Source organism: Rhizobium sp. LARHSG275 (assembly GCF_052871115.1).
In genome coordinates, this window is the sequence record NZ_JBIXJN010000006.1 from 197,821 (window position 1) to 218,900 (window position 21,080).

The 21,080-nt window shown below is 61.2% G+C and carries 22 protein-coding genes; 13 read left to right on the forward strand and 9 right to left on the reverse strand.

Going from position 1 to position 21,080, the window contains the following annotated elements; all coding sequences use genetic code 11:
• Positions 1-3 precede the first annotated feature (3 nt).
• The 6 genes from ACIPSK_RS09735 to ACIPSK_RS09760 are packed head-to-tail and all read left to right on the forward strand — an operon-like array spanning position 4 to position 5,354.
• The gene (locus ACIPSK_RS09735; RefSeq protein ID WP_162117558.1) at positions 4-1,020 is read left to right on the forward strand and encodes a formamidase; all 1,017 of its coding nucleotides are present in this window, start codon (positions 4-6) and stop codon (positions 1,018-1,020) included.
• An 11-nt stretch (positions 1,021-1,031) separates the two neighbouring features.
• The gene (gene biuH / locus ACIPSK_RS09740; protein ID WP_047620486.1) at positions 1,032-1,733 is read left to right on the forward strand and encodes a biuret amidohydrolase; all 702 of its coding nucleotides are present in this window, start codon (positions 1,032-1,034) and stop codon (positions 1,731-1,733) included.
• Entirely contained in the window at positions 1,733-2,788 is a 1,056-nt protein-coding gene (gene atzD, locus ACIPSK_RS09745) for a cyanuric acid amidohydrolase (protein ID WP_162117559.1), read from the forward strand. Before biuH ends, atzD begins: the two co-directional genes overlap by 1 nt.
• A 1-nt stretch (position 2,789) precedes the next feature.
• Positions 2,790-4,340 carry an ATP-binding cassette domain-containing protein gene (locus ACIPSK_RS09750; RefSeq protein ID WP_162117560.1) on the forward strand — a complete coding sequence of 517 codons (1,551 nt, stop codon included), beginning with the start codon at positions 2,790-2,792 and terminating at the stop codon, positions 4,338-4,340.
• Positions 4,340-5,008 (forward strand): cysteine hydrolase family protein, encoded by a 669-nt coding sequence (locus ACIPSK_RS09755; RefSeq protein ID WP_162117561.1) that lies wholly within the window; start codon positions 4,340-4,342, stop codon positions 5,006-5,008. Before ACIPSK_RS09750 ends, ACIPSK_RS09755 begins: the two co-directional genes overlap by 1 nt.
• Positions 5,001-5,354: a cupin domain-containing protein gene (locus tag ACIPSK_RS09760; RefSeq protein ID WP_162117562.1), complete on the forward strand. Its 354-nt coding sequence runs from the start codon at positions 5,001-5,003 to the stop codon at positions 5,352-5,354. The genes ACIPSK_RS09755 and ACIPSK_RS09760 overlap by 8 nt, the downstream gene beginning before the upstream one ends.
• Before the next feature lie 51 nt (positions 5,355-5,405).
• Here ACIPSK_RS09760 and ACIPSK_RS09765 read toward each other — a convergent pair whose 3' ends face one another.
• The 4 genes from ACIPSK_RS09765 to ACIPSK_RS09780 form a co-directional block, all read right to left on the reverse strand.
• The gene (locus ACIPSK_RS09765) at positions 5,406-6,197 is read right to left on the reverse strand and encodes an amino acid ABC transporter ATP-binding protein (RefSeq protein WP_162117563.1); all 792 of its coding nucleotides are present in this window, start codon (positions 6,195-6,197) and stop codon (positions 5,406-5,408) included.
• Positions 6,194-6,862 carry an amino acid ABC transporter permease gene (locus tag ACIPSK_RS09770; RefSeq protein WP_162117564.1) on the reverse strand — a complete coding sequence of 223 codons (669 nt, stop codon included), beginning with the start codon at positions 6,860-6,862 and terminating at the stop codon, positions 6,194-6,196. Before ACIPSK_RS09770 ends, ACIPSK_RS09765 begins: the two co-directional genes overlap by 4 nt.
• Positions 6,859-7,500, reverse strand: a complete 642-nt coding sequence (locus ACIPSK_RS09775) for an amino acid ABC transporter permease (protein WP_162117565.1) — start codon at positions 7,498-7,500, stop codon at positions 6,859-6,861. The genes ACIPSK_RS09770 and ACIPSK_RS09775 overlap by 4 nt, the downstream gene beginning before the upstream one ends.
• A gap of 98 nt (positions 7,501-7,598) precedes the next feature.
• Positions 7,599-8,426: a transporter substrate-binding domain-containing protein gene (locus tag ACIPSK_RS09780; RefSeq protein ID WP_162117566.1), complete on the reverse strand. Its 828-nt coding sequence runs from the start codon at positions 8,424-8,426 to the stop codon at positions 7,599-7,601.
• Between the two features lie 228 nt (positions 8,427-8,654).
• Here ACIPSK_RS09780 and ACIPSK_RS09785 point away from each other — a divergent pair, with 228 nt between their 5' ends.
• The 4 genes from ACIPSK_RS09785 (at position 8,655) to ACIPSK_RS09800 (ending at position 12,315) form a co-directional block, all read left to right on the forward strand.
• On the forward strand, positions 8,655-9,362 hold the full coding sequence (locus ACIPSK_RS09785; RefSeq protein WP_162117567.1) for a UTRA domain-containing protein: 708 nt from the start codon (positions 8,655-8,657) through the stop codon (positions 9,360-9,362).
• A gap of 30 nt (positions 9,363-9,392) precedes the next feature.
• Positions 9,393-10,331, forward strand: a complete 939-nt coding sequence (locus ACIPSK_RS09790) for a LysR substrate-binding domain-containing protein (RefSeq protein WP_162117568.1) — start codon at positions 9,393-9,395, stop codon at positions 10,329-10,331.
• Positions 10,332-10,444: 113 nt separating this feature from the next.
• Positions 10,445-11,800, forward strand: a complete 1,356-nt coding sequence (locus ACIPSK_RS09795) for an LLM class flavin-dependent oxidoreductase (RefSeq protein WP_162117569.1) — start codon at positions 10,445-10,447, stop codon at positions 11,798-11,800.
• The gene (locus ACIPSK_RS09800; RefSeq protein WP_162117570.1) at positions 11,797-12,315 is read left to right on the forward strand and encodes a flavin reductase family protein; all 519 of its coding nucleotides are present in this window, start codon (positions 11,797-11,799) and stop codon (positions 12,313-12,315) included. The genes ACIPSK_RS09795 and ACIPSK_RS09800 overlap by 4 nt, the downstream gene beginning before the upstream one ends.
• Before the next feature lie 267 nt (positions 12,316-12,582).
• On the opposite strand, the gene ACIPSK_RS09805 is transcribed toward ACIPSK_RS09800, so the two are convergent.
• Both ACIPSK_RS09805 and ACIPSK_RS09810 read right to left on the reverse strand, forming a co-directional pair.
• The gene (locus ACIPSK_RS09805; RefSeq protein WP_162117571.1) at positions 12,583-13,929 is read right to left on the reverse strand and encodes a GAF domain-containing protein; all 1,347 of its coding nucleotides are present in this window, start codon (positions 13,927-13,929) and stop codon (positions 12,583-12,585) included.
• Positions 13,926-14,360, reverse strand: a complete 435-nt coding sequence (locus ACIPSK_RS09810; protein ID WP_246709777.1) for a hypothetical protein — start codon at positions 14,358-14,360, stop codon at positions 13,926-13,928. The genes ACIPSK_RS09805 and ACIPSK_RS09810 overlap by 4 nt, the downstream gene beginning before the upstream one ends.
• Before the next feature lie 208 nt (positions 14,361-14,568).
• Here ACIPSK_RS09810 and ACIPSK_RS09815 point away from each other — a divergent pair, with 208 nt between their 5' ends.
• Positions 14,569-15,276, forward strand: a complete 708-nt coding sequence (locus tag ACIPSK_RS09815) for a hemerythrin domain-containing protein (protein WP_162117573.1) — start codon at positions 14,569-14,571, stop codon at positions 15,274-15,276.
• A 67-nt stretch (positions 15,277-15,343) separates the two neighbouring features.
• Positions 15,344-15,583: a hypothetical protein gene (locus tag ACIPSK_RS09820; protein ID WP_162117533.1), complete on the forward strand. Its 240-nt coding sequence runs from the start codon at positions 15,344-15,346 to the stop codon at positions 15,581-15,583.
• Here the strand turns inward: ACIPSK_RS09820 and ACIPSK_RS09825 are convergent.
• Positions 15,560-16,723 (reverse strand): aminotransferase, encoded by a 1,164-nt coding sequence (locus tag ACIPSK_RS09825; RefSeq protein WP_162117574.1) that lies wholly within the window; start codon positions 16,721-16,723, stop codon positions 15,560-15,562. The two genes, ACIPSK_RS09820 and ACIPSK_RS09825, sit on opposite strands and share 24 nt — an antisense overlap.
• A gap of 96 nt (positions 16,724-16,819) precedes the next feature.
• On the opposite strand from ACIPSK_RS09825, the gene speB reads away from it, so the two are divergent.
• Positions 16,820-17,875, forward strand: a complete 1,056-nt coding sequence (speB, locus tag ACIPSK_RS09830) for an agmatinase (protein WP_162117575.1) — start codon at positions 16,820-16,822, stop codon at positions 17,873-17,875.
• A gap of 93 nt (positions 17,876-17,968) precedes the next feature.
• Here the strand turns inward: speB and ACIPSK_RS09835 are convergent, their stop codons facing one another.
• Both ACIPSK_RS09835 and ACIPSK_RS09840 read right to left on the reverse strand, forming a co-directional pair.
• Positions 17,969-18,553: a cysteine hydrolase family protein gene (locus ACIPSK_RS09835; RefSeq protein ID WP_162117576.1), complete on the reverse strand. Its 585-nt coding sequence runs from the start codon at positions 18,551-18,553 to the stop codon at positions 17,969-17,971.
• 81 nt (positions 18,554-18,634) lie between these two features.
• Positions 18,635-21,028, reverse strand: a complete 2,394-nt coding sequence (locus ACIPSK_RS09840) for an EAL domain-containing protein (protein ID WP_162117577.1) — start codon at positions 21,026-21,028, stop codon at positions 18,635-18,637.
• Positions 21,029-21,080 lie beyond the last annotated feature (52 nt).

Genomic DNA, 21,080 nt, shown 5'->3' on the forward strand with positions numbered 1-21,080 from the left:
CCGATGAACGGACTTGGTGGTCTCAACAAATCCGAACACGGCGTCGGCATCGGCCTCGTTCAGCTCCAGCTGCCGGTGACCATCACCAAAGCGGATTTGGCAAAACAGACGCAGGTGATCGTCGATCTGGTGGCCAAGGCGCGGCGCAACCAGCCGGGCATGGACCTTGTCGTTTTTCCCGAATACGCGCTGCACGGCCTTTCCATGGACATCAATCCGCAGATCATGTGCACGCTCGACGGGCCGGAGGTCGCGGCGTTCAAGCAGGCCTGCAGCGACAACCGAATCTGGGGCTGCTTCTCGATCATGGAGCTCAACCCCGGCGGCATGCCCTACAATTCCGGCATCGTCATCGACGATCAGGGCGAGGTGAAGCTCTATTACCGCAAGATGCATCCCTGGATCCCCGTCGAGCCGTGGGAGCCCGGCGACTTTGGCATCCCTGTCATCGATGGCCCCAGGGGCGCCAAGCTCGCACTGATCATCTGCCATGACGGCATGTTTCCGGAGATGGCGCGCGAATGCGCCTATAAGGGCGCGGAGATCATGATCCGCACCGCCGGCTACACCGCGCCGATCCGCGACGCCTGGCGCTTCACCAACCAGGCCAACGCCTTCTGCAACCTGATGGTTACCGCCAATGTCTGCATGTGCGGCTCGGACGGCACGTTCGATTCGATGGGCGAAGGCATGATCTGCAATTTCGACGGCACGATCATCGCTCACGGCACCTCCGGCCGCGTCAACGAGATCATCACCGCCGAGGTGCGTCCTGACCTGGTGCGCGAGGCCAGACTCGGCTGGGGCGTGGAGAACAATATCTACCAGTTCGGCCATCGCGGCTATGTCGCCGTTGCCGGCGGCGCAAAGGATGCGCCCTACACCTACATGCACGGCCTTGTCGCCGGCAAATACCGCCTGCCATGGGAAGACGAGGTAAAGGTCAAGGACGGCACGTCCTGCGGATTTGACAAGCCGATGCGTCGCTACGGCGAACACCTCAAACCTGCCGCGGAATAGGAGAGAGAATGATGGACGCGATGGTCGAAACCAAAGGGCATTTTATCGACGCCGATCCGTATCCGTGGCCCTATAACGGCGCTCTGAGGCCTGATAACACCGCCCTCATCATCATCGACATGCAGACCGATTTCTGCGGCAAGGGCGGCTATGTCGACCATATGGGCTACGACCTGTCACTGGTGCAGGCGCCGATCGAACCGATCAAGCGCGTGCTGGCCGCCATGCGGGCCAAGGGTTACCACATTATCCACACCCGCGAGGGCCACCGCCCCGATCTCGCCGATCTGCCGGCCAACAAACGCTGGCGCTCGCAGCGGATCGGTGCCGGCATCGGCGATCCCGGCCCCTGCGGCCGCATCCTGACGCGCGGCGAACCCGGCTGGGACATCATCCCCGAGCTCTATCCGATCGAAGGCGAGACGATCATCGACAAGCCCGGCAAGGGTTCGTTCTGCGCTACCGACCTCGAACTCATCCTCAACCAGAAGCGCATCGAAAACATTATCCTCACAGGCATCACCACCGATGTCTGCGTCTCGACGACGATGCGCGAGGCGAACGACCGCGGCTACGAATGCCTGCTGCTGGAAGACTGCTGTGGTGCAACCGACTACGGAAACCACCTCGCCGCCATCAAGATGGTGAAGATGCAGGGCGGCGTCTTCGGCTCGGTCTCCAATTCCGCGGCTCTAGTCGAGGCGCTACCCTGATGCCGTCATTGCGTGCCCATGTCTTTCGCGTGCCAGCCGACGGCCCCGATGACGTTGCCGGCGTCGAGGCGCTCTTTGCCAGCGGCGTTCAGGCGAACAACATCGTCGCCGTTCTCGGCAAGACGGAAGGCAACGGCTGCGTCAATGATTTTACCCGCGGCTATGCCACCCGCAGCTTCGAGGCATTGTTCAGTAGATATGGCGTCGACGGCGTCTCGATCATCATGTCCGGCGGCACCGAGGGTGCGCTCTCGCCGCATTGGACGGTTTTTGCGCGTGAAACCGTAGAAACCCCGGGCGAACGGGCGCTGGCCATTGGTGTGTCGCGTACCCCCGCGCTGCCCCCCGAACATCTCGGGCGCCGGGAACAGATCCTGCTCGTTGCCGAAGGCGTGAAGTCCGCGATGAGGGATGCCGGCATCGATGATCCCGCCGATGCCCATTTCGTGCAGATTAAGTGTCCGCTGCTCACCTCGCGCCGGATTGCCGAGGCCGAGGCAGCAGGCAGGACGGTCGCAACCCACGACACGCTGAAATCCATGGGCCTCTCGCGCGGCGCTTCGGCTCTCGGCGTCGCCGTGGCACTCGGCGAGATAGATGCGACATCGATCAACGATGCCGACATCTGCACACGTTTCGATCTCTTTTCCCGCTGCGCCTCAACCTCGTCCGGGGTCGAACTCACCGATCACGAAGTCATCGTCCTCGGCATGAGCGCAAAATGGTCCGGTCCGCTGTCGATCGACCACGCGGTCATGCGGGATGCGATCGACGCGCATTCCGTCAGGCAAGCCCGCGAACGCCTGCCGGAAAACAGCCGGCTGGCAGCGGTTCTCGCCAAGGCCGAGCCGGACCCTTCCGGCAGGATCGGCGGCAGGCGCCACACGATGCTCGATGACTCGGATATTGCAGGCACCCGCCATGCCCGTGCCTTCGTCGGCGGCGTTCTCGCCGGCATCTTCGGCATTACCGATCTCTATGTGTCCGGCGGCGCCGAACACCAGGGTCCGTCCGGCGGCGGTCCCGTCGCCATCATCGTCGAAAAGGAGCAATGAAGTGAGCACAGTCCGCGACACGCCCCTTCCGCAAGCCGGCAAGGCCGTCGGCATCGAGACGCTCGATATGACCATGCGTTTCGGCAGCTTCACCGCGCTCGACAACGTCTCGATCGCCGTTCCGGCCGGGTCTTTTCACGCGCTTCTCGGCGAAAACGGCGCCGGCAAGTCGACACTCGTCAAATGCATCATGGGCTTCTATCACGCAACGTCAGGCTCGTTGTCGGTCGACGGCCGCGAGGTGGCGGTCGCCTCACCAAAGGATGCCGCGGCGTATGGGCTCGGCATGGTCTACCAGCATTTCACTTTGGTTCCCTCTCTGACCGGTGCGGAAAACCTGGTCATCAGCCGTACCGAAGTACCCGCGGTGATCAACTGGGCCAGGGAACGCAAGGATCTGGCGGGGTTCATGGAACGCATGCCATTCAAGATCCCGCTCGACAGGCCGGTGAGCGAGCTTGCCGCCGGCGAAAAACAGAAGCTCGAAATCGTCAAGCAGCTCTATCTCGGTCGTTCCTTCCTCGTGCTCGACGAGCCGACCTCGGTGCTGACGCCGGCCGAAGCCGATGAGATGCTCGGCATTGTCCGCGGGATGACCGAGCGCGGCGAACTCACCGTGCTGATGATCTCCCACAAGTTCCACGAGGTGACGAAGTTCGCTGATGCCTGCTCGATCCTGCGGCGCGGCAAGCTGGTCGGCACCGGCAAGGTCGGCGAGCTCTCCACCGCCGAGATGGCGGCGATGATGATCGGCGACGTCAAGCTCGCCGAGCTCGACAGCCGTCTGCCGGTGGCGGAAGCGGCCAAATCCGTGCTCACTGTAAGCCAGGTGAAAGCTCCGGATCGCTCCGGCCTGAAGACGATCGAGATCGACGCGCTTACGGTCCGCTCCGGCGAGATCGTCGGCGTCGCCGGCATATCGGGTAACGGCCAGAAGGAACTGGCGGAAATTCTGGCCGGCCAGCGCCCGACCGATAGCGGCCAGGTCATGGTCAATGGGGAGACTTACGGCGCCACCCGTGACGAGACCCGCAAGAACAGGGTGCGTTTCATTCCCGAAGAGCCGTTGCAGAATGCGTGCGCGCCGAAGATGACCGTGAGCGAGAACCTTGCGTTCCGCACCTTCGACTTGAAGCCGGACGGCACGGACGCGGTCTGGCTGAACAAGGGCAGCATGAAGAAGCGCGCGTCGGCGCTGATCTCCGACTTCAAGGTCAAGACGGCCTCTTCCTCCTCGCCGATCGCAGCGCTTTCGGGCGGCAATGTGCAGCGGGCCGTGCTCGCCCGCGAACTGACCGGCGATGTCGATTTGCTGATCGTCTCGAACCCCTGTTTCGGCCTCGATTTCTCCGCCGTTGCGGAAATCCGCGCCCGCATCATGAAGGCCCGCAATTTGGGTGCCGCCGTGCTGCTGCTCTCGGAAGACCTCGACGAACTGCTCGAGATGTCCGACCGCATCATGGTCATTTCGGAAGGCAAGCTGGTTTACGAGACACCGGCGCTCTCGGCCGATATCGGCGTGATCGGCGCCCACATGGCGGGGCATCACTGATGGCTGAGATCAAAGCCGAACCTTTCGCCTTTCCGGTGAAGCACGCCGAGCTCGCCCTCATCGTCATCGACATGCAGCGCGATTTCGCCGAGCCGGGCGGCTTCGGCGCCAGCCTCGGCAATGATGTCAGCCGCATCACCAGGATCGTGCCCGATGTCAAACGCCTCATCCAAGGCTTCCGCAATGCCGGCCTGCCTGTGATCCATACGATGGAGTGCCACCGGCCTGATCTCTCCGACCTGCCGCCGGCCAAACGCGACCGCGGCAATCCTGCGCTCAGGATCGGCGACGAAGGCCCGATGGGCCGTATCCTGATCTCGGGCGAACCCGGCACAGCAATTCTTCCCGAACTCGCTCCTGTGAGGGGCGAAACCGTCATCGAAAAACCCGGCAAGGGCGCCTTCTACGCGACCGACCTCGGCACCGTGTTGCAGCGGAAGGGTATCAAACAGCTCGTCTTTGCCGGTGTCACTACCGAAGTCTGCGTGCAGACGACGATGCGCGAAGCAAACGACCGCGGCTATGAATGCCTGCTCGCCGAGGAGGCGACGGAAAGTTATTTCCCCGAATTCAAAGCCGCCGCCATCGCCATGATCCGCGCCCAGGGCGCGATCGTCGGGTGGACCGCCCATGTCGACGACATTCTGGAAAGCATCGCCCATGCCTGAAACGACCCGCGAACGCCTGACGTCAGGCGGCTGGAAGGCGTTGGAATTCGGCCCTTTCCGCGATGCCGTCACCATTCACTGGATCCGCCCTTTCGAGGGCGATCAGCCGGGCGTGGCGCTGTTGAAATATGAGCCCGGCGCCTCCGTTCCCCGCCATCGCCACGAGGGGCTCGAGACCATCCTGGTGCTCGATGGCGTTCAATCCGACGAGACCGGCGATTACATCAGCGGCAGTTATATCGTCAATGCGCCGGGCAGCGAACATTCGGTCTGGAGCGAGACCGGCTGTGTCGTGCTCATCCAGTGGGACCGGCCAGTGAAAATATTCGAAGACGAAATTTCCTGAACCCGACGCTGGCCTTGAAGGTCTGCCCGACGATCCGAAAGGACATGAACTTCACAGCAGCATCGAGGCGCCGCGATCGATATAGGTATCCAGAAATTGCTCGAGCCGGGGATTTCTCGGCCGCTTGAAGACGTCCTGCGGGGGGCCGGTAAACAGCACCTTGCCGTGATCGAGAAAGACGATCTGCTGGCCGACCGTTGCGGCAAATCCGATCTCGTGGGAGACGACGACCATCGTCATGCCCTCGGCGGCGAGATCGCGCATGACGTTCAGCACTTCGCCGGTCAGCTCGGGATCGAGTGACGACGTCGGCTCGTCGAACAGCATGATCTTCGGGTTGAGGGCAAGCGCCCGGGCGATGGCAACGCGCTGCTGCTGCCCTCCCGAGAGCTGCGACGGATAGTGCCCTGCCCTGGCCTCGAGGCCGACCTTGACGAGCTGGGCCATGGCCCGCTCCTCTGCATCCCTGCGGCTCATCCTGTGAACCGTCTTCAGCGCTTCGCTGACATTGCCGAGCGCCGTCATATGCGGCCAGAGATTGAACTGCTGAAAAACCATGCCGATCTGCGATCGAATTTGCCTGTTCGCCGCCGCTGGTATCCGCTCACGGATGCCCTTGGCGTTTTCCGCAAAGCCAAGCACCTCGCCGTTGACTGTGATCGTTCCCTTCGTCGATTCCTCGAGAAAGGCCATGCAGCGTAGCAGCGTACTCTTGCCGGAACCCGACGGGCCGATGACGCAGGAAACCTGTCCCTGCACGATATCGAGGTCGATGCCGTGCAGCACGGTGGAGCCGCCGAAGGTCTTGACGAGATTTTTGACTGCGATCGCAGGAATGCTCATATGTTGAAAAACCTGAATCTGGTGAGTTTCGCTTCGACGAGATGACCGAGCCAGCCGGTGATTTCGACCAGTACCCAATAAAACAGCGCAAGCATGAACAGCGCCTCGACGAAAGCATATTGTTGCGAACCGATCGCACTCAGCGTCGCCGTCAACTCCGGCACGGTGATAATCGACAGCACGGCCGTCTCCTTCATCAGGATGATCGTCATATTGACCGAAGGCGGCAGCACCAGCATGGTCATCTCCGGCAGCAATATGCGCCGGACGATCTGCCCTTGTGTCAGGCCAACGCATATCCCGGCCTCGATATGTCCCTTCGGGACGGCGGCAAAGCCCGAACGGAAGATCTCGCTGAAATAAGCCGCCCCGTAGATGGAAAGGCCGATGACGCCGGCCGGGATCGGATCGAGCGACAATCCGACGAAGGGGCCGCCGTAGTAGGCGAGGAATACCTGAATCAGGAACGGCGTGCCGCGCAGCACCGCGATGACCATGCCGAACGCCTTGTCGAGGATGACGCCGCCAAAACGTCTGGCGACGGCGACAAGGAATCCGAGCGCGGCAGCGGCCGGCGTGGTGACGATCCAGATGATGATGGTGAGCCATGCGCCGCTGAGGATGTCGGGCAAGTTGCTGACAATCACATTGATGTCGAAGATCATCGCGGCACCCCCGGCAGGGAGCGTTCGATCAGACCGCCCGCAAGGGCAACGATCCAATTGATGACGAAATAGATCAGACCGGCGGAAGCGAAAATCTCAAGCGGCAGGAAGGTACTGCCGGCAAGGTCCTGGGCCATGCGCGTCAGCTCGATGACACCGACGACCGAGACCAGCGAAGACGCTTTCAGGATAAGGATCGCTTCGTTCACGAGTGCTGGAAAGGTCAGGCGCAGGGCGATCGGCGCCTTGATGCGGCGGAAGATCTGGACGGGTGTCATGCCGACCATTTCGCCAGACTCGACAAGGCCCGTGGGAACGCTGGAAAAACCGCCGCGCAGATTTTCAGCCTGGTAGGCTGCAGTACACAGCGACAGACCAACGATCGCCGCAACGATGCTCGGCACGTTGATGTCGATCGCCGGCAGCAGGTTATAGATCAGCAGCAGTTGCACCAGCAGCGGTACGCCACGAAAGAAACTGATGAAAATCTTCGCCGGCAGCACCAAAAGCCATTGCTGCGACAGCAGCATGGCGGAAATAACGATGGCGATCGCAAAGCCGATCAGGATAGAAACCACGCTGATCGTCACCGTGTAGATCGAGGCTTGCAGAAGCAGTTCGAAAAGCTTGATGGACATGGGCGATGTTTGCCTGGGCGCTGCGGCCGTGAACTCTGATGCCACGGCAGATTGCGCCCCGACCGCTGGCGGGGCGCGTTCGTTTCACCGGCGGCTAATCAGAATGCCGGGTCCTTGACGGCGTCCGGCGTATCGAAAGATGCACCGAACCACTTCTTCTGCAGCTCTGCCATACGCCCGTCTGCCTTGATCTTGAGCATCGCCGCATCGATCGCATCCATCAGGGGAGCATGGTCGGCATCCTTGAGACCGATGAAGCCGAAATAGGACTTCTTGCCGAATGGCGGCAGAACAACTTCGAACGTGCCTTTTCGCTGGCTGGCGACGAAGGCGATATTCGGCAGCGAGTTGGCGACGCCGGCAATGCGGCCGGCGGCGAGATCAGCGTAAGACTCGGTAAAGGCCGGATATTCGCGCACGTCGACCTTGGTCGGCAGCGTGCCGGAGAATTCCTTCAGCTGGTCGAGCTGGGCGGTTGCCTTGCCGACACCGATCGTCTTGCCGGCAATATCTTCCGGCTTGCTGATCGTCGTGTCACCGGCCTTCTTCAGGATGGCAATCGTCGCTTCGGCGATCGGCGGCGTGAAACGATAGCGCTCCATGCGCTTCTTGGTGATCGTTGCAGGACCTGCCACGACATCGAACTTGCCGGCCTCAAGCGCCGGGAAAACACCGTCCCAGGGAAGCGCCACCCACTCGATCTTGACGCCAAGTTCCTTGCCGATCTCGGCAAAGAGGTCGACGTTCAAACCGGTGTGTTCACCGGCGTCGATATAGTCGAACGGTGCGAAAGCCGTTTCGGTGCCAACCTTGAGGGTGCCGGCTGCCTTGACGGCTGCCAGCGTGTCGGCTGCATGGGCGGAAACGGCTGCTCCGAACAGGAACGCAGCGCCGACCAGACCCTTCAGCAGTGAATGTGCCTTCATCATCATCTCTCCAGTTTTTATTCCCCCGGCGGAGGAGTTTTGGTTCCCGACTTCGATTTCCTCTGCGCGGATTTCTATGCTCCGCTTTTGACTATACAAATAGATATAGGCTGGCCTAGAGTGTCAAATGTAAAAGACGAGGAACGCAAAATTTGTGCCGGATGGCGTCGATCTCGCTGGCATGGCCGTTCCGTATTCATGGTCGCTGACGCCGGATGAGGTGCGGGCTTGGTGTCGATTTATCAGCGTATTTTCACCGATGTCGAGACGAAGATCATCAGCGGTGATTGGCGGCCCGGCGACCGCATTCCCGTCGAGCACGAACTCGCGGCGAAATATCGGTGCTCGCGGATGACCGTCAGCAAGGCGCTGTCGGCGCTCGCGGAGCGCGGCATGATCATCAGACGGCGCAAGACAGGTTCGTTTGTCGCCTCGCCTCAGATCGACCGCACGGTAATGGATATCCAGGATATCAGCACCGAAGCGGAACTGGCCGGGCACGAACACCGCTTCGAAATCCTCGCCCGCAAGATCGAGCGCCTTGGAGAGGCGGAGGCGCAGCAGCTGTCAGAGCCTGCCGATGCGGAAGTTCTCAGGCTTCAATGCCTGCATATTGTCGACGGCAGACCAAATGCCATCGAGCGGCGGATCATCATGCTCGATGCCGTTCCACGGGCGAGAGAGGAGAGTTTTGCTTCAATTCCGCCCGGCAAATGGCTGCTTGACGAGGTTCCGTGGTCCAAGGCCAAACATGTCATTCGCGCCGTTTCGGCCGACACCGCGACGGCGCGGATCCTGCAGACGGAACGCGGCGAGGCCTGCCTCAGCCTCATTCGCCAGACCTGGCAGAACGGACGTACGGTGACCTATGTCGAGTTTACCCATCCCGGCGACCGGTTCCAGTTTGCGGGCACGTTTCATCCGGCAACAAATTGAGTTCGACGCCAATCACGGGAGGTTCTGCAAGTGTCCGATGAGCGCCTTAAGGCGATCCCGCTGAAAAGTTTGCAGGCGTTCGAGGCGGTGGGGCGCTGCGGCGGCGTGATGGCCGCAGCCCTGGAGCTCAAGGTGTCGCCCGGCGCCATCAGCCAGCAAGTTCGCAAAATCGAGAGCTTTCTTGGAATTTCGCTTATGGAGCGCAGCGGGCGAACCGTCGAGCTGACCGCCTGGGGCCGGCTCTACCATCAGGAGATATCGAAGGGGTTCGAGCAATTTGCGCTCGCCGGACAACTGTTGGAAAAGGCGCGCAACGAGACGACGCTGGTGCTCAGTGCGCTTTCCTCCGTCGTCAACAAATGGATCGGCAGGCGGATCTTCGACTGGCAGGCGCTTCATCCCGAAGTTCCAGTGAGGATTATCGGACGCGACAAGGAGCCTCGGATCGGCTTCGATGATGTCGATTTCCGCGTGAGCTACGGGTCTGACGTGCTGCAGCACGAACATTATACCGAACTGTTCCGCGATTGGGTGGTACCCGCCTGTTCGCCGGCACTGATGCAGGATCGTGCGCATGCGGCCCGCGATCTTTTCGAACAGCCCCTCCTTCATGTCGAGTGGGAACGGCACTTCACCCCCTACCCCAGCTGGGCAGAGTTTGCCGCCAAGGCCGGCGTCTCCCTCAATGCGTCGACGCCCGGTCTCTCCTTCACCCTGTCGAGCAGTGCAATTGACGCCGCCGTCAACAAGCGCGGCATCGTTCTGGCGCAGATGTCGATGATATCAGATGAGCTTGCGGCACAAACGCTGGTCATTCCCGTCGATATGCGCATTGCGCTGCGTGAAAGCTATTTTCTCGCTTGGGACCGTGCGGCCTTGCAGAAGCCCCACGGACACGAATTTCGCGATTGGCTCATTGCTATTTCCCGCCAGCAGGCCGTTGCGTCGGCGCCCAGGCCAATCGTTTAGAAAAACTAAAACGGAACTCAGCTGCGCGATATTGATGAAAATTTGCGCCTGGCGATAATTTGCGCAGTCGCCCTCCACCGTTGGCGGCCTGGCCGACATAGCAGGAGAGCTCGATGGCGCGAACCGACAAGATGAAACTCGGGACTTTCGTCTATACTTTCGGATTTCACCCTGCCTCCTGGCTGCATCCGGCAAGCGATGTCAATGGCGCCAACGACTTCGCTCATCTGCTCGATGTCGCCAAACGATCCGAGGCGGCCAAATTCGATTTCATGTTCATGGCGGATTCTCCTGCCGCTGCCGTCGGCGATCCGAAAGCGCTTGCCCGCATTCCGACCAAGATGAACCGTTTCGAACCCCTCTCGCTGCTTTCGGCTCTGGCGGTCACCACCAATGATCTCGGTCTGGTGGCGACGGTGTCGACAAGTTATTACGAGCCATACAATGTGGCGCGTCTGTTCGCCTCGATCGACCATCTGAGCAAGGGCCGCGTCTGCTGGAATGTCGTCACGTCCGACCACGACGAAACCGGCTACAATTTCAATCGCGAAGGGCTCGACCCGCATGCGCTGCGTTACGAGCGCGGCAACGAGTTCGTCGACGTCGTATTCGGTCTGTGGGACAGCTTCGAGGAAGGCGCACTGCTGCTCGACCGTGAAAGCGGTGTCTACTACGACAAGGACAAGCACCACACGCTCAATCACAAAGGTAAACACTTCCAGGTTCGCGGGCCGCTCAACATCGCGCGGACGCCGCAGGGCCGCCCGGTCATTGCCCAGGCGGGCGGTTCGGAACCCGGAATGGAGATGGCGGCGCGCACGGCCGAGATCGTCTTCAGCCTCGCATCGAATATCGACCGGAACCGGGCCTTTTACGAAAACGTCAAGCGCCGGATGCCGGCCCATGGGCGCGATCCGGACGACCTGAAAATCATGCCGGGTATCGTGATCAACGTCGGTGAAACCGAAGCCGAGGCAAAGGCGAAGGTGGATTACCTGATCGACAAGATGCATCCGGATGTCGGCCGGCTGATGCTCTCCGAATTCCTCGAGGCGGACCTGCGCGATGTCGCTCTCGACAAGCCTTTCCCCATGGATCGGCTGCCGGCGGCGCCCAAGGGATCACGCGCCCTGTTCGACGAGCTGGTCGATTTCGTCAAAAGCGGTCACACCGTCGGCGAACTCATCCGGCACTATGCCGAGAAGCATACCGGAAACGGCATGACAGGCACGCCGGCCCAGATCGCCGACTTCATGGAGGAATGGTTCGAGACGCGTGCGGCCGACGGCTTCATCCTGATGTTCCCCACCTTGCCGTCCAGCCTCGACGACTTCGTGCGACTTGTCCTGCCGGAGCTTCGACGCCGCGGGCTGTTCCGCGAGGAATACGAGGGCAAGACCTTGCGCGAAAACCTGGGTCTTTCAATGCCTGTAAACCGCTTTGCCAAAACGAAGGAGCCAGCCCGATGAGTGCCGAGGCTTTGATCAGCGAAGCGGACTTCAAGCTTTCGATGCGTCATCTGGCGGGTGCCGTCAGCGTGATTACGGTCGGCGACGGGCAACACCGCACCGGCTTCACGGCAACGTCGGTCTCCTCGCTTTCGGCGGAGTTGCCGTCCGTCATCGTCAGCGTCAATCGAGCGTCTTCCTCATGGCCGGCGCTGCAGCGGTACGGCTGCTTCTGTGTCAACGTGCTCGCCGCCGACCAGCAGCAGGTGGCGCAATCCTTTGCCGGTCTTGACGGACGAAAGGGCGCCGAACGTTACGGCGATGCGGGATGGTATCACCTCAAGACCGGCGCGGCGGCCCTTGAAAATGCCCTGACGGTTCTGGACTGCAAGCTCGAAACCGCATTCCACTACAATTCCCATGCCGTTTTGGTTGGACACGTCTGCGCGATGGAAATCCGGCAGGGCATAGGGCCGCTGCTATATTGGCGCGGCGGCTATCATGAACTTCCGGCGGAGGTTGATCGCCGCAGCTAGAGTATGATGCCGAAAAGTATAATCGGTTTTCGGACTGCATCATGCTCTGACTGTTTAATTTAGAACAGGATGATTTTAGGCCGGCCTAAAATCATCCTGTTCTGGAGCCTTTCACGTCTGACCGAAACGCAGCCTGCATTGGTAAAGTAGTTTGCGCATTCATTAGCTTGATGGTGTCGGCGGTGAGGCCGAGATGACCAAGGTTCACAATCAGCAATTATGTGGTTCTCCGTTGGCCTTGTAGCCAGGAGGGGAAACCCGCCACGATCAGTCTTCCACCAACTCAATCTCGGGACGGCCGGCAAGGGTGAGCCGCAGGCGGCCGCGGTCGGCGTGCTCGAGCATGATCGGGCCCGCCTTTTCCTCCAGCCGCCGGCGCAGCAAGATCAGCCGGGTCTCCAGATTGTCCTTGAAATCCGGCAGTTGCAGGCGCCGGTCGCGGCGTATCTCACGGTTCAGAAAGTCCCGCTTGCCTGTACGCGCATAGTCTTCGAGGAAGTGCAGGAGCAGCCGCCCCGGCACGCCGCGGATCAGATAATCGTCGTCGACGAAAAGTGAGCCGTCGCGCGGATAGAAGCGCACGGCGATGCGCCGACCGGTGGGCAGCTCCACGGCCATGTCGGCCGATGCCTCCGCCTTTTCGCGCCAGCCCGTCTCCGCCCGCTCGCGTTCCTCGGAAAGAAAGGAGAGCGCGGTGGCCAGATGCGCGGCGACGACGGTCAGCGCCTCCTCGTCGCGATGGCGGAAGGTGAACCGCTCCGCCGATTCCGAGAACAGCACACCGACGAGCCTTCCCCGCGCGACAAGCGGCAGCGCGATCTGGCTGAGTGGCTTGTCGAGCGCCGGAAGTGGGATCGGAATCGCATCCTCGATGCCCGCCATGGTCCGCACAGCCTGGATGTAGCGCTGACCGCGACTCAGGTCGGTGATCCGCACATTACGCCGCCGCTCGGCCGCGGCTCCGATAATGCCGCGCCCGAGCGGAACCTCGGCGCCAAAGCCGAACTGGTCGTAGCCGCAGCTGGCGATCGTCGTCAGGCCGTCACGTTCGCCGTCCGGCACCAGCACCATGGAATGGCGGTAGCCGAAGAGCACGCCCAGGCCCTCAAGCGTCACGTCGAGCAGCGTTTCCGGATCGCTGCAATTCGACATCCGTGCCGTCAGCCGCGCCACCTTGCCCATCAGATCGGGCAGAAAGAGCGGCTCTGGCTCAACCAGCGGATTGGCGGCCGGAACGGCCTGGCAGTCCTCCACCCGGTAGATGTCGACGGCGCGCAGCTTCATGATCCCGCTCATCCGACTTTCCAAGATCGCCAGATATATCGCCACCCGCTCGAATGTCTCACCCTCCGTCTCTGAGCGCTCGAACACCAGGTCGAGCACGTGCTGCTGGCCGCTATAGCCGTCGACCACCATCACGGTCGCGAGCCCGTTGCGCGCCACATTGGTAGCGGTCTTGGAGAAGAACTGGTTGGAGAGGGCGACATGCGTCTCGTCTACGAAATGCACGTGCGACAGATAGGAAATATTGGGCATTCCGTCCGCATCGGTGGTGGCGATGACGGAGGGAATGACGCCCTCGAAACTGTCCCGCAGCCTATCGAGCGGGATCATGCAGCGGCTTCCGGCGTCAATCTGCGTCCGGCGCCCGGGCCCGGCGTCTGCTCGAAGATCGCCTGTGGTTCGATGGTCAGGCAGACGAGTTCCCGGTCCGACAGCGTGCTGGAGAGCTGCATCCGGGTTACCCCGAGCGCCAGCATCTGCGCGAGCTGCTCTGCGACGTAAGCCTGCCCGAGTGCCAGGCCGGCGGCGTCCGCCGGCTCTGCCTCCAGGACCCGGCCCTTGATCTGGAAGGCCTTGTAGTCGGCGGCTCGCACAAAGGTCGTGGCAATCGGTCGGCCGGCGAGGGCCTCGCCTACGGCCTTCGGCCATTGGCAGTGGGAGGCAAGAAAGTGCAGATACCCGCTCTGTCGATCGAAGCGCACGCCGGAACCGCGGCCAATCATCGGCCGGCCGGCCTCGTCGCGCGTCGCGAACAGGATCATGACGGGACTTTCTATGAATTCCGCGAGCTGCGGCCCTAGCAATGCTTTTCCCCCGATTTTCGCCGATGATAATTAGTTAGGATATTCTTAGCAACCATCGCAATTGCTTAGGATGATTTTAGGAAGCACCTCGGAAAGACCTCGGTTATCTCTCTGCCATCAGCCCGGCGCACAGGAAGAGCCACCGGCCAACGAGAGGAAAACCATTATGAGCCACGAATTCTCGCTTACCAGCATTCCCGATCTCAACGGCCGTTACGACATTTACGGCGCGATACACAAGGGCCTGCGCAAGGCCGGCTGTGACCTGCTCGGACGCCTCGGCACGACCGATTTCCAGAACGTCGAGGAGACGGTCTTCGTGATCGGCGACCTGCGCCATTACCTGATGCTTTCCGCCTCCCACGTCAGTCACGAGGACGACAACATCCACGTGGCGCTCGCCGCTAAAGGCGTCTCGACCGTCACGCTGGACGAGCAGCACGACGACCACCGCATCGCCTTTCGCGAGTTGGAAGAACTGATCGTCGCCTGGGAAAACGCCTGGCCGCTGCACAAGTCCGCCTGCGGCCGCAAGCTCTATCTCGCCTTTGCCGCCCATATCGCCGACGATCTCGCGCATATGCATGAGGAGGAGGCGGTGACTGGTCCTCTCCTGTGGCGCAACTTCACCGACCAGGAAATATTCGGCATCGAAATGCGCATCATCGGCTCCCTGCCGCCGGAGAAGAGCATGGCCTTCATGCGTATCATGATTCCGGCGATCAATCCGGCGGAGCGTGCGGCACTCCTGGGCGCCATGAAGAAGGATGCGCCGCCGGAAATCTTCCAGGCGGTCATCGACTTCGCCGTCCGTCCGGGACTTTCGGCCAGCGACTTCGCCCAGCTTGCCGATGCGCTGAAGCTGGCGGCCTGAGAAATTGCTGCGAGCGGAGGATTGAGGCTCCGCCCGTGACATCACCAAGAATTTCCGGAGAAGAACCATGTGCAAGCCGAACGGCGAGGCCGGCATCCCGGCCGAGTGTCCGCGCCGCGGCGATTGTCGCGGCTGCCCCATGCTACCTTCCGCCACGGCGGGTGGGGGGATCGACGCGCGTCTCGATGCGCTCGTCAAGGAAGAGCGCCCGCGGCCTGCGTCGGTCTTCCAAGAGACGCGGCTCGGATTTTCCTATGCCGATCCCGAGAAAACAAGAACCGCTCTAGCGAAGGCGCTCAAACAATAGCCCAATCGAGGCGACATCCGCATTGGCAAAGGCAAGTCTGAGGTATCGCTCCTGGCTCTCGCCGAAATAGGCGCCGGGTAGGCAAACGATGCCGGATTCCCTAGCGAGTTTTTCGGCAACTTCGGAAGACGACTTATCGGCGTGAGGATGGCGGACAAAAGCGAAATAGGCGCCGATCGCTCCGATCTCCCAATTCGCCAGCCCGGAGAAGACCTGCCTCAAAGCGTCCGCCCGGCGAGCAATCTCCAGCCGGTTGCCGGCTCGCCAACCGGCGAGCGCCGGGATCGCCGATGCAACGGCGATCTGAGCCGACCGCGGCGCGCAGATCTGCATGTTGTCCATCACCTTGGCGATCTCGGCGATGAGTTTGGGCCCCGCCGTGATTGCACCCAGTCGATGTCCGGGAATGCAGAAGGATTTCGAGAAGCTGTAGAGAAGAACGAGCGTGTCCTCCCAACCCGGCTCGGAGAGGAGTGAGTGCGGCCGCCCGTCATCCTCGCCAAGGAAATCGCGATAGGTTTCGTCGAGGATCAGCCAGGCGCCGTATTTCCGGCAGAGCACACAAAGCTCGTGAAGCAGGCTTGGTGGATACACGGCCCCGGTTGGATTATTGGGGGTGACGACGGCAAGCATCTTTGCGCCTGCCGCAAGGGCAGCCTCGGCCGAACGCGGATCGGGAAGAAAGCCGCCAGCGGGGTCGCAATCGACCAACCGGCGCCCGATTCCCAGCATCGATAGCGTCGTGTCGTGATTGAAATAGAAGGGGTTGGTGAGCGCGACCGTATCGCCGGCTCTCGCCAGCGCAATCGCCGTGCACATGAACGCCTGATTGCAGCCGGCGGTAATATGAATATTGTCGGCGGAAAGGGCGGCACCGTAAAGTTCGGCAATGTAAGCCGCGTAGGTCTTGCGCAACAGAGGTTCGCCCTCGATCGGCCCGTATCCCGTCATCGCCTGTTGCCCGGCCGCCTCGGCAAGAAGCCGAAGCATTTCCGGATGCGCGGGATAGCCGGGCACGGCTTGCGACAGATCGATGAGCGGCCCTTTTTCCCCTTTGTATTCGCGGCTCCAGGCGACGACGGAAGGAATGGGTGGGGCTGACAGGCGGGCAACGAGCGAATTGGGTTTTGCAGCGATCATATCGATTTCTCTTTGATCCCGCTTGCTACAACGATACCAATTGCTTTCTCAACCCCTTTGTCGGGTGAGATGGAGCTGAAGCGGAGACGCATGCGCATGGTGTGGGATAAAACGCGGCTCGAACAGCTGCGCGCAGAATTTGCGGATGCCAATGGGGGCGAGATATTCGACGAGAAGTTTCGGAAAGTGGCGGAGAAGATCATCTCCAAGAAAGGTACGAGACTGGCACCCTACGCCGGAATACCGACCTTCCTCAGCGCCCCTTACATGCAGGTTGCTGCCGATGATCCTGACTTCGGCAATCTCCAGGTTGCAATCACCGGCATCCCCATGGATCTCGGCGTCACCAATCGTCCAGGTTCGCGCTTCGGACCGAGAGCACTTCGCGCCATCGAAAGGATCGGCCCGTACAATCACGTGCTCGGCACGGCGCCGGTCTTCGATCTTCGGGTCGCCGACATCGGCGACGTATCGTTCCAAAGCCGCTACCGGTTGGAGCTCAGCCACGACGACATCGAAAAGCGCATCGCCCAGATCGTCGATGCCGGCGTTGCCCCGCTTTCCGTCGGCGGCGATCATTCCATCAGCCACCCGATTTTGAAGGCCGTCGGTCGGCAGCAGCCGGTCGGCCTCATTCATATTGATGCTCATTGCGATACAAGCGGGGCCTTCGATCAGACGAAGTTTCATCACGGCGGGCCATTCCGCAATGCGGTGCTGGACGGCGTGCTCGATCCGACGAGGACAATCCAGATCGGCATCCGTGGTTCGGCGGAATATTTGTGGGAGTTCTCCTATGCGTCGGGAATGACCGTGATCCATGCAGAGGATATCAGCGGGATGGGGATTGCTGCCGTCATTGCCAAGGCAAAATCCATCGTCGGCGACGGCCCGACCTATCTTTCCTTCGACGTCGACAGCCTCGATCCGAGCTTTGCGCCCGGCACGGGCACGCCCGAGGTCGGTGGATTGACCACGCGTGAAGTCATCGAATTGATACGCGGGCTGAAAGGGATGAACCTCGTGGGCGGTGACGTCGTCGAAGTTGCCCCGCAATATGACGCAACGACCAATACGGCGCACGCCGCAGCACAGGTGCTCTTTGAGATTCTAAGCCTCATGGTGTTTAGTCCCTCGATCGGCAAACGCTGAGGCCGAACGCGCAGTCATCTGCGGCAATTGGCCGGATGGGACGAGACAATGTCGTGCGCGCAAAACCGCCGCACAGTTTTGCGCGACATGCGTTTAGCCAACGCCCCTCAAAAATTCCTCGGCCTCGATGAGTTCGAGCTGCACGGAAAACCGATCGTGCAGAAGTTCCAGCGACGCATCATAGGTGTCGTCGGCGCTACTGCAGACAGCGTCCTTCAGCACGATGACACGATAGGCGAGATCGATCGCGCCGAGCGTCGTGGCAAGCACGCAGACATCCGTTTCACCGCCGGTGATCACCAGGGTATCGACCCGCTCCGACTGAAGGGCCGTATGAAGGCGCCCGTCGATCCAAGGGGAATATGTGCGTTTGTCGAAATGCCTTGCCGGCGGAACCAGCGACGCCAGCGATGAAACGAGATCGATCAAGTCGTGGGGAAGATGTTCGCCCGTCATCATCCACCATTTCCGGTAATAATCCCGCCATTTCCCCGGCATGTCATCCGCACGCTCGGGTGGCAGGAAGCGGGTAAAGATCGTTCGTGACGGGTGCCGGCCGGCTAGCTCTTCGATCTGGGGAGAGACCCGCGCCATCCAGGGAACGTGCCATGGCGTGTCTTCGGCAAACATCCGCTGCATGTCGACGCAAAGGTGCCGCCACTCGCCGACCTCGCCCATCAAATCCTCCTTCCGGTCTTCGGGGCGTCAACTGTCGCACGCGGCGAAAGTTCCCCTGACCAGCGGAAGATCAGAAGCCTCTTACGCGACGGCGCCTGGAGCAATGGTCAGCAATCCGGCGGTGCTCTCAGCGTTCCGGAAACTATCAAGCTCGTGCAGAGGAGCCGGTTTGGAGAAGAAGTAGCCTTGGAGGTCGGTGCAACCGAGGGCGGCCAGAAAGTCGCGTTGATATTCGGTTTCGACCCCTTCGGCCGTCGTCGAGATACCGAGGTTGCGGCTGAGCGCGACGATGGCGCCGATGATTGCCGCCCCGTTGGCTTTCGTGCCGAGCTGTGAGACGAACGATCGATCGATCTTGATGCGGTCTATATCGAAGCGCAGGAGATGGCTGAGGCATGAAAAGCCGGTTCCGAAATCATCGAGCGAAACCTGAACACCCCGGCTGCGCAGCGACTTCAGCACGGTATAAACGTCCGAATTATCTTCGATGAGCGAGGACTCGGTGAGCTCCAGCTCGAGCCGGGACGGCGGCAGACCAGTCTCCTGCAGCACGGTGAAGACTTCCTCGGCGAAATTTGGTCTTCTCAACTGGGCGGGAGATACGTTGACCGCAACAAACGTGTCTTCAGGCCATTTGCAGGCGGCTCTGCAGGCTTCGCGCAAGACCCAGAAACCGAGAGCGTCGATGAGGCCGCCCTCCTCGGCGACAGGGATGAAGCTGGCAGGCGTCAATAGTCCGCGCTGACTGTGACGCCAACGCACCAAAGCCTCGGCGCCCGATGCCGCGTATCCTGCCTCAGCGCGATGGACCGTTTGGTAATAGACCTCGAGCGATCCGAAGTCGGGCCGGTTCGCACTCGGATCGGCGTGTGGACCATCAGCGGACGAGGCCATACTTTTGGCCAGAACGTCCCGCAATTCGTTCTTGAGAATGTCGCGCGCATTCCGGCCGCCGTCCATGGACGGTGAATAGAGACGCCACTGGCCTCTCCCGCCCATCTTTGCCTCGTACAGCGCAACGTCGGCGTAGCGCATGATGTCATCGGCATTCCGTCCGGCGTCCGGCACGACGGTCACGCCGATCGAGCCGCCGACGCGCGCGACGGCCTCGCCCCTCAAAAGCGGGAAGGGCTTGCCAAGTTCGGCAACGATCGCTTCGCAGATTGCCGGTAAAACGTGGTCATGATCTTTGATGTCCCGGAGAAGCAGAGCGAACTCATCGCCTCCGAGCCGGGCTAGCGTGTCCCCCGGACGAAGCACGGAGCGGATCCGCTCCGCAGCCATCCTGATGAGCTCATCGCCGGCGGCATGGCCGAACGTGTCGTTTACGGCTTTGAAGCGGTCGAGGTCGAGAAGTGCGACTGCCGAGCGCTCGGCCGAGTTCCGCGTCTCGGCCAGGCACTCGTCAAACCTGATCGCGAACAAAGCGCGGTTGGGAAGATTGGTGAGCACATCATGCAAGGCAAGCTGCCTTGCATGCAGTTCGCTTTTCTTCAACTCGCCGAGACTGCTTCGCAGGCGCACCAGCAAGACCGAGAACAGGATCGCGATCACCAAGGCGGCAATCGAAAGCGCCGGCATCAACCGGCCGATCACCCTCGAACCCGGAAGATCGGGCCGCCAGACGATGAAGCCGATCGGTTCGCCGTTTGCCGTGGCGTCGATTTGGAACGCAACCTCGTTTTCGTCTGCATCGGCTGTGCGCGCGAAGCGGGCGCCGTTAAGGCCTTGTTGCCGGCTCAGTTCGTCCAGCGCCGCACCATCGATAAAGCGCACGACAATCAGGAATTGCCGCGTCGGCTGGCTCTGCCTCTCATTGGTCTCGTTGATGGCGACGATGCCGACGATCGTCGGCCGACCTTCCAGCCGCATCAGATTGGCGAGCGCACGGTTGGAGCGGGCGGCACTCGCAAGGCGGCTTTCCATTGAAGACGGCGTTCGTTCGTTGGAAACCGTGCCTTGTCTTACCCCAAGCCGGGCATCCCGAAGGAGGGGCAAGAAGAGAGGCTTCATCCAGCGATAACGCTTTTCCGTTTGGGCGTCCGCCAGCATGAGCAGTTGCGCCTTCTCGTCGACGACGAAGGCCTGATCGTAGCCGAAGGCGGACATCGCGGTTTGGCTGATCGCACTTCCGGCCGCCGCCGTCAGAACCGCATCGAGGCTGGAGGAGCCTCCGGTCGACCGGGCGGCCGGATAAACGCGTGTGAGATAGCCGTTGCCGAACTGGCCGATAACATGCGCGACTTGATCGACCTGCTCCAGCAGGCGGGCATTTACAAGCTGGCGCTGTCGATCAAGAGCGGCAGCGTCGCTCTCGGTTCCCGCCCACAGTGCCGAAAGCACGACAAGACCGATAGCGCCAAGTCCGCTGACGGCAATCAGAAACAGAATTCTTCCCGAAGCGATCCAGGATTTCTGAAACGTGTTGGAGCTGGAAGGAAGAACGATGTGCAAGCCTGGACCCCTGTACACCACGACGCGGGCGTATTCGTCGACGCTAACAAAGAAGCGTTCACGTAGAATTAAA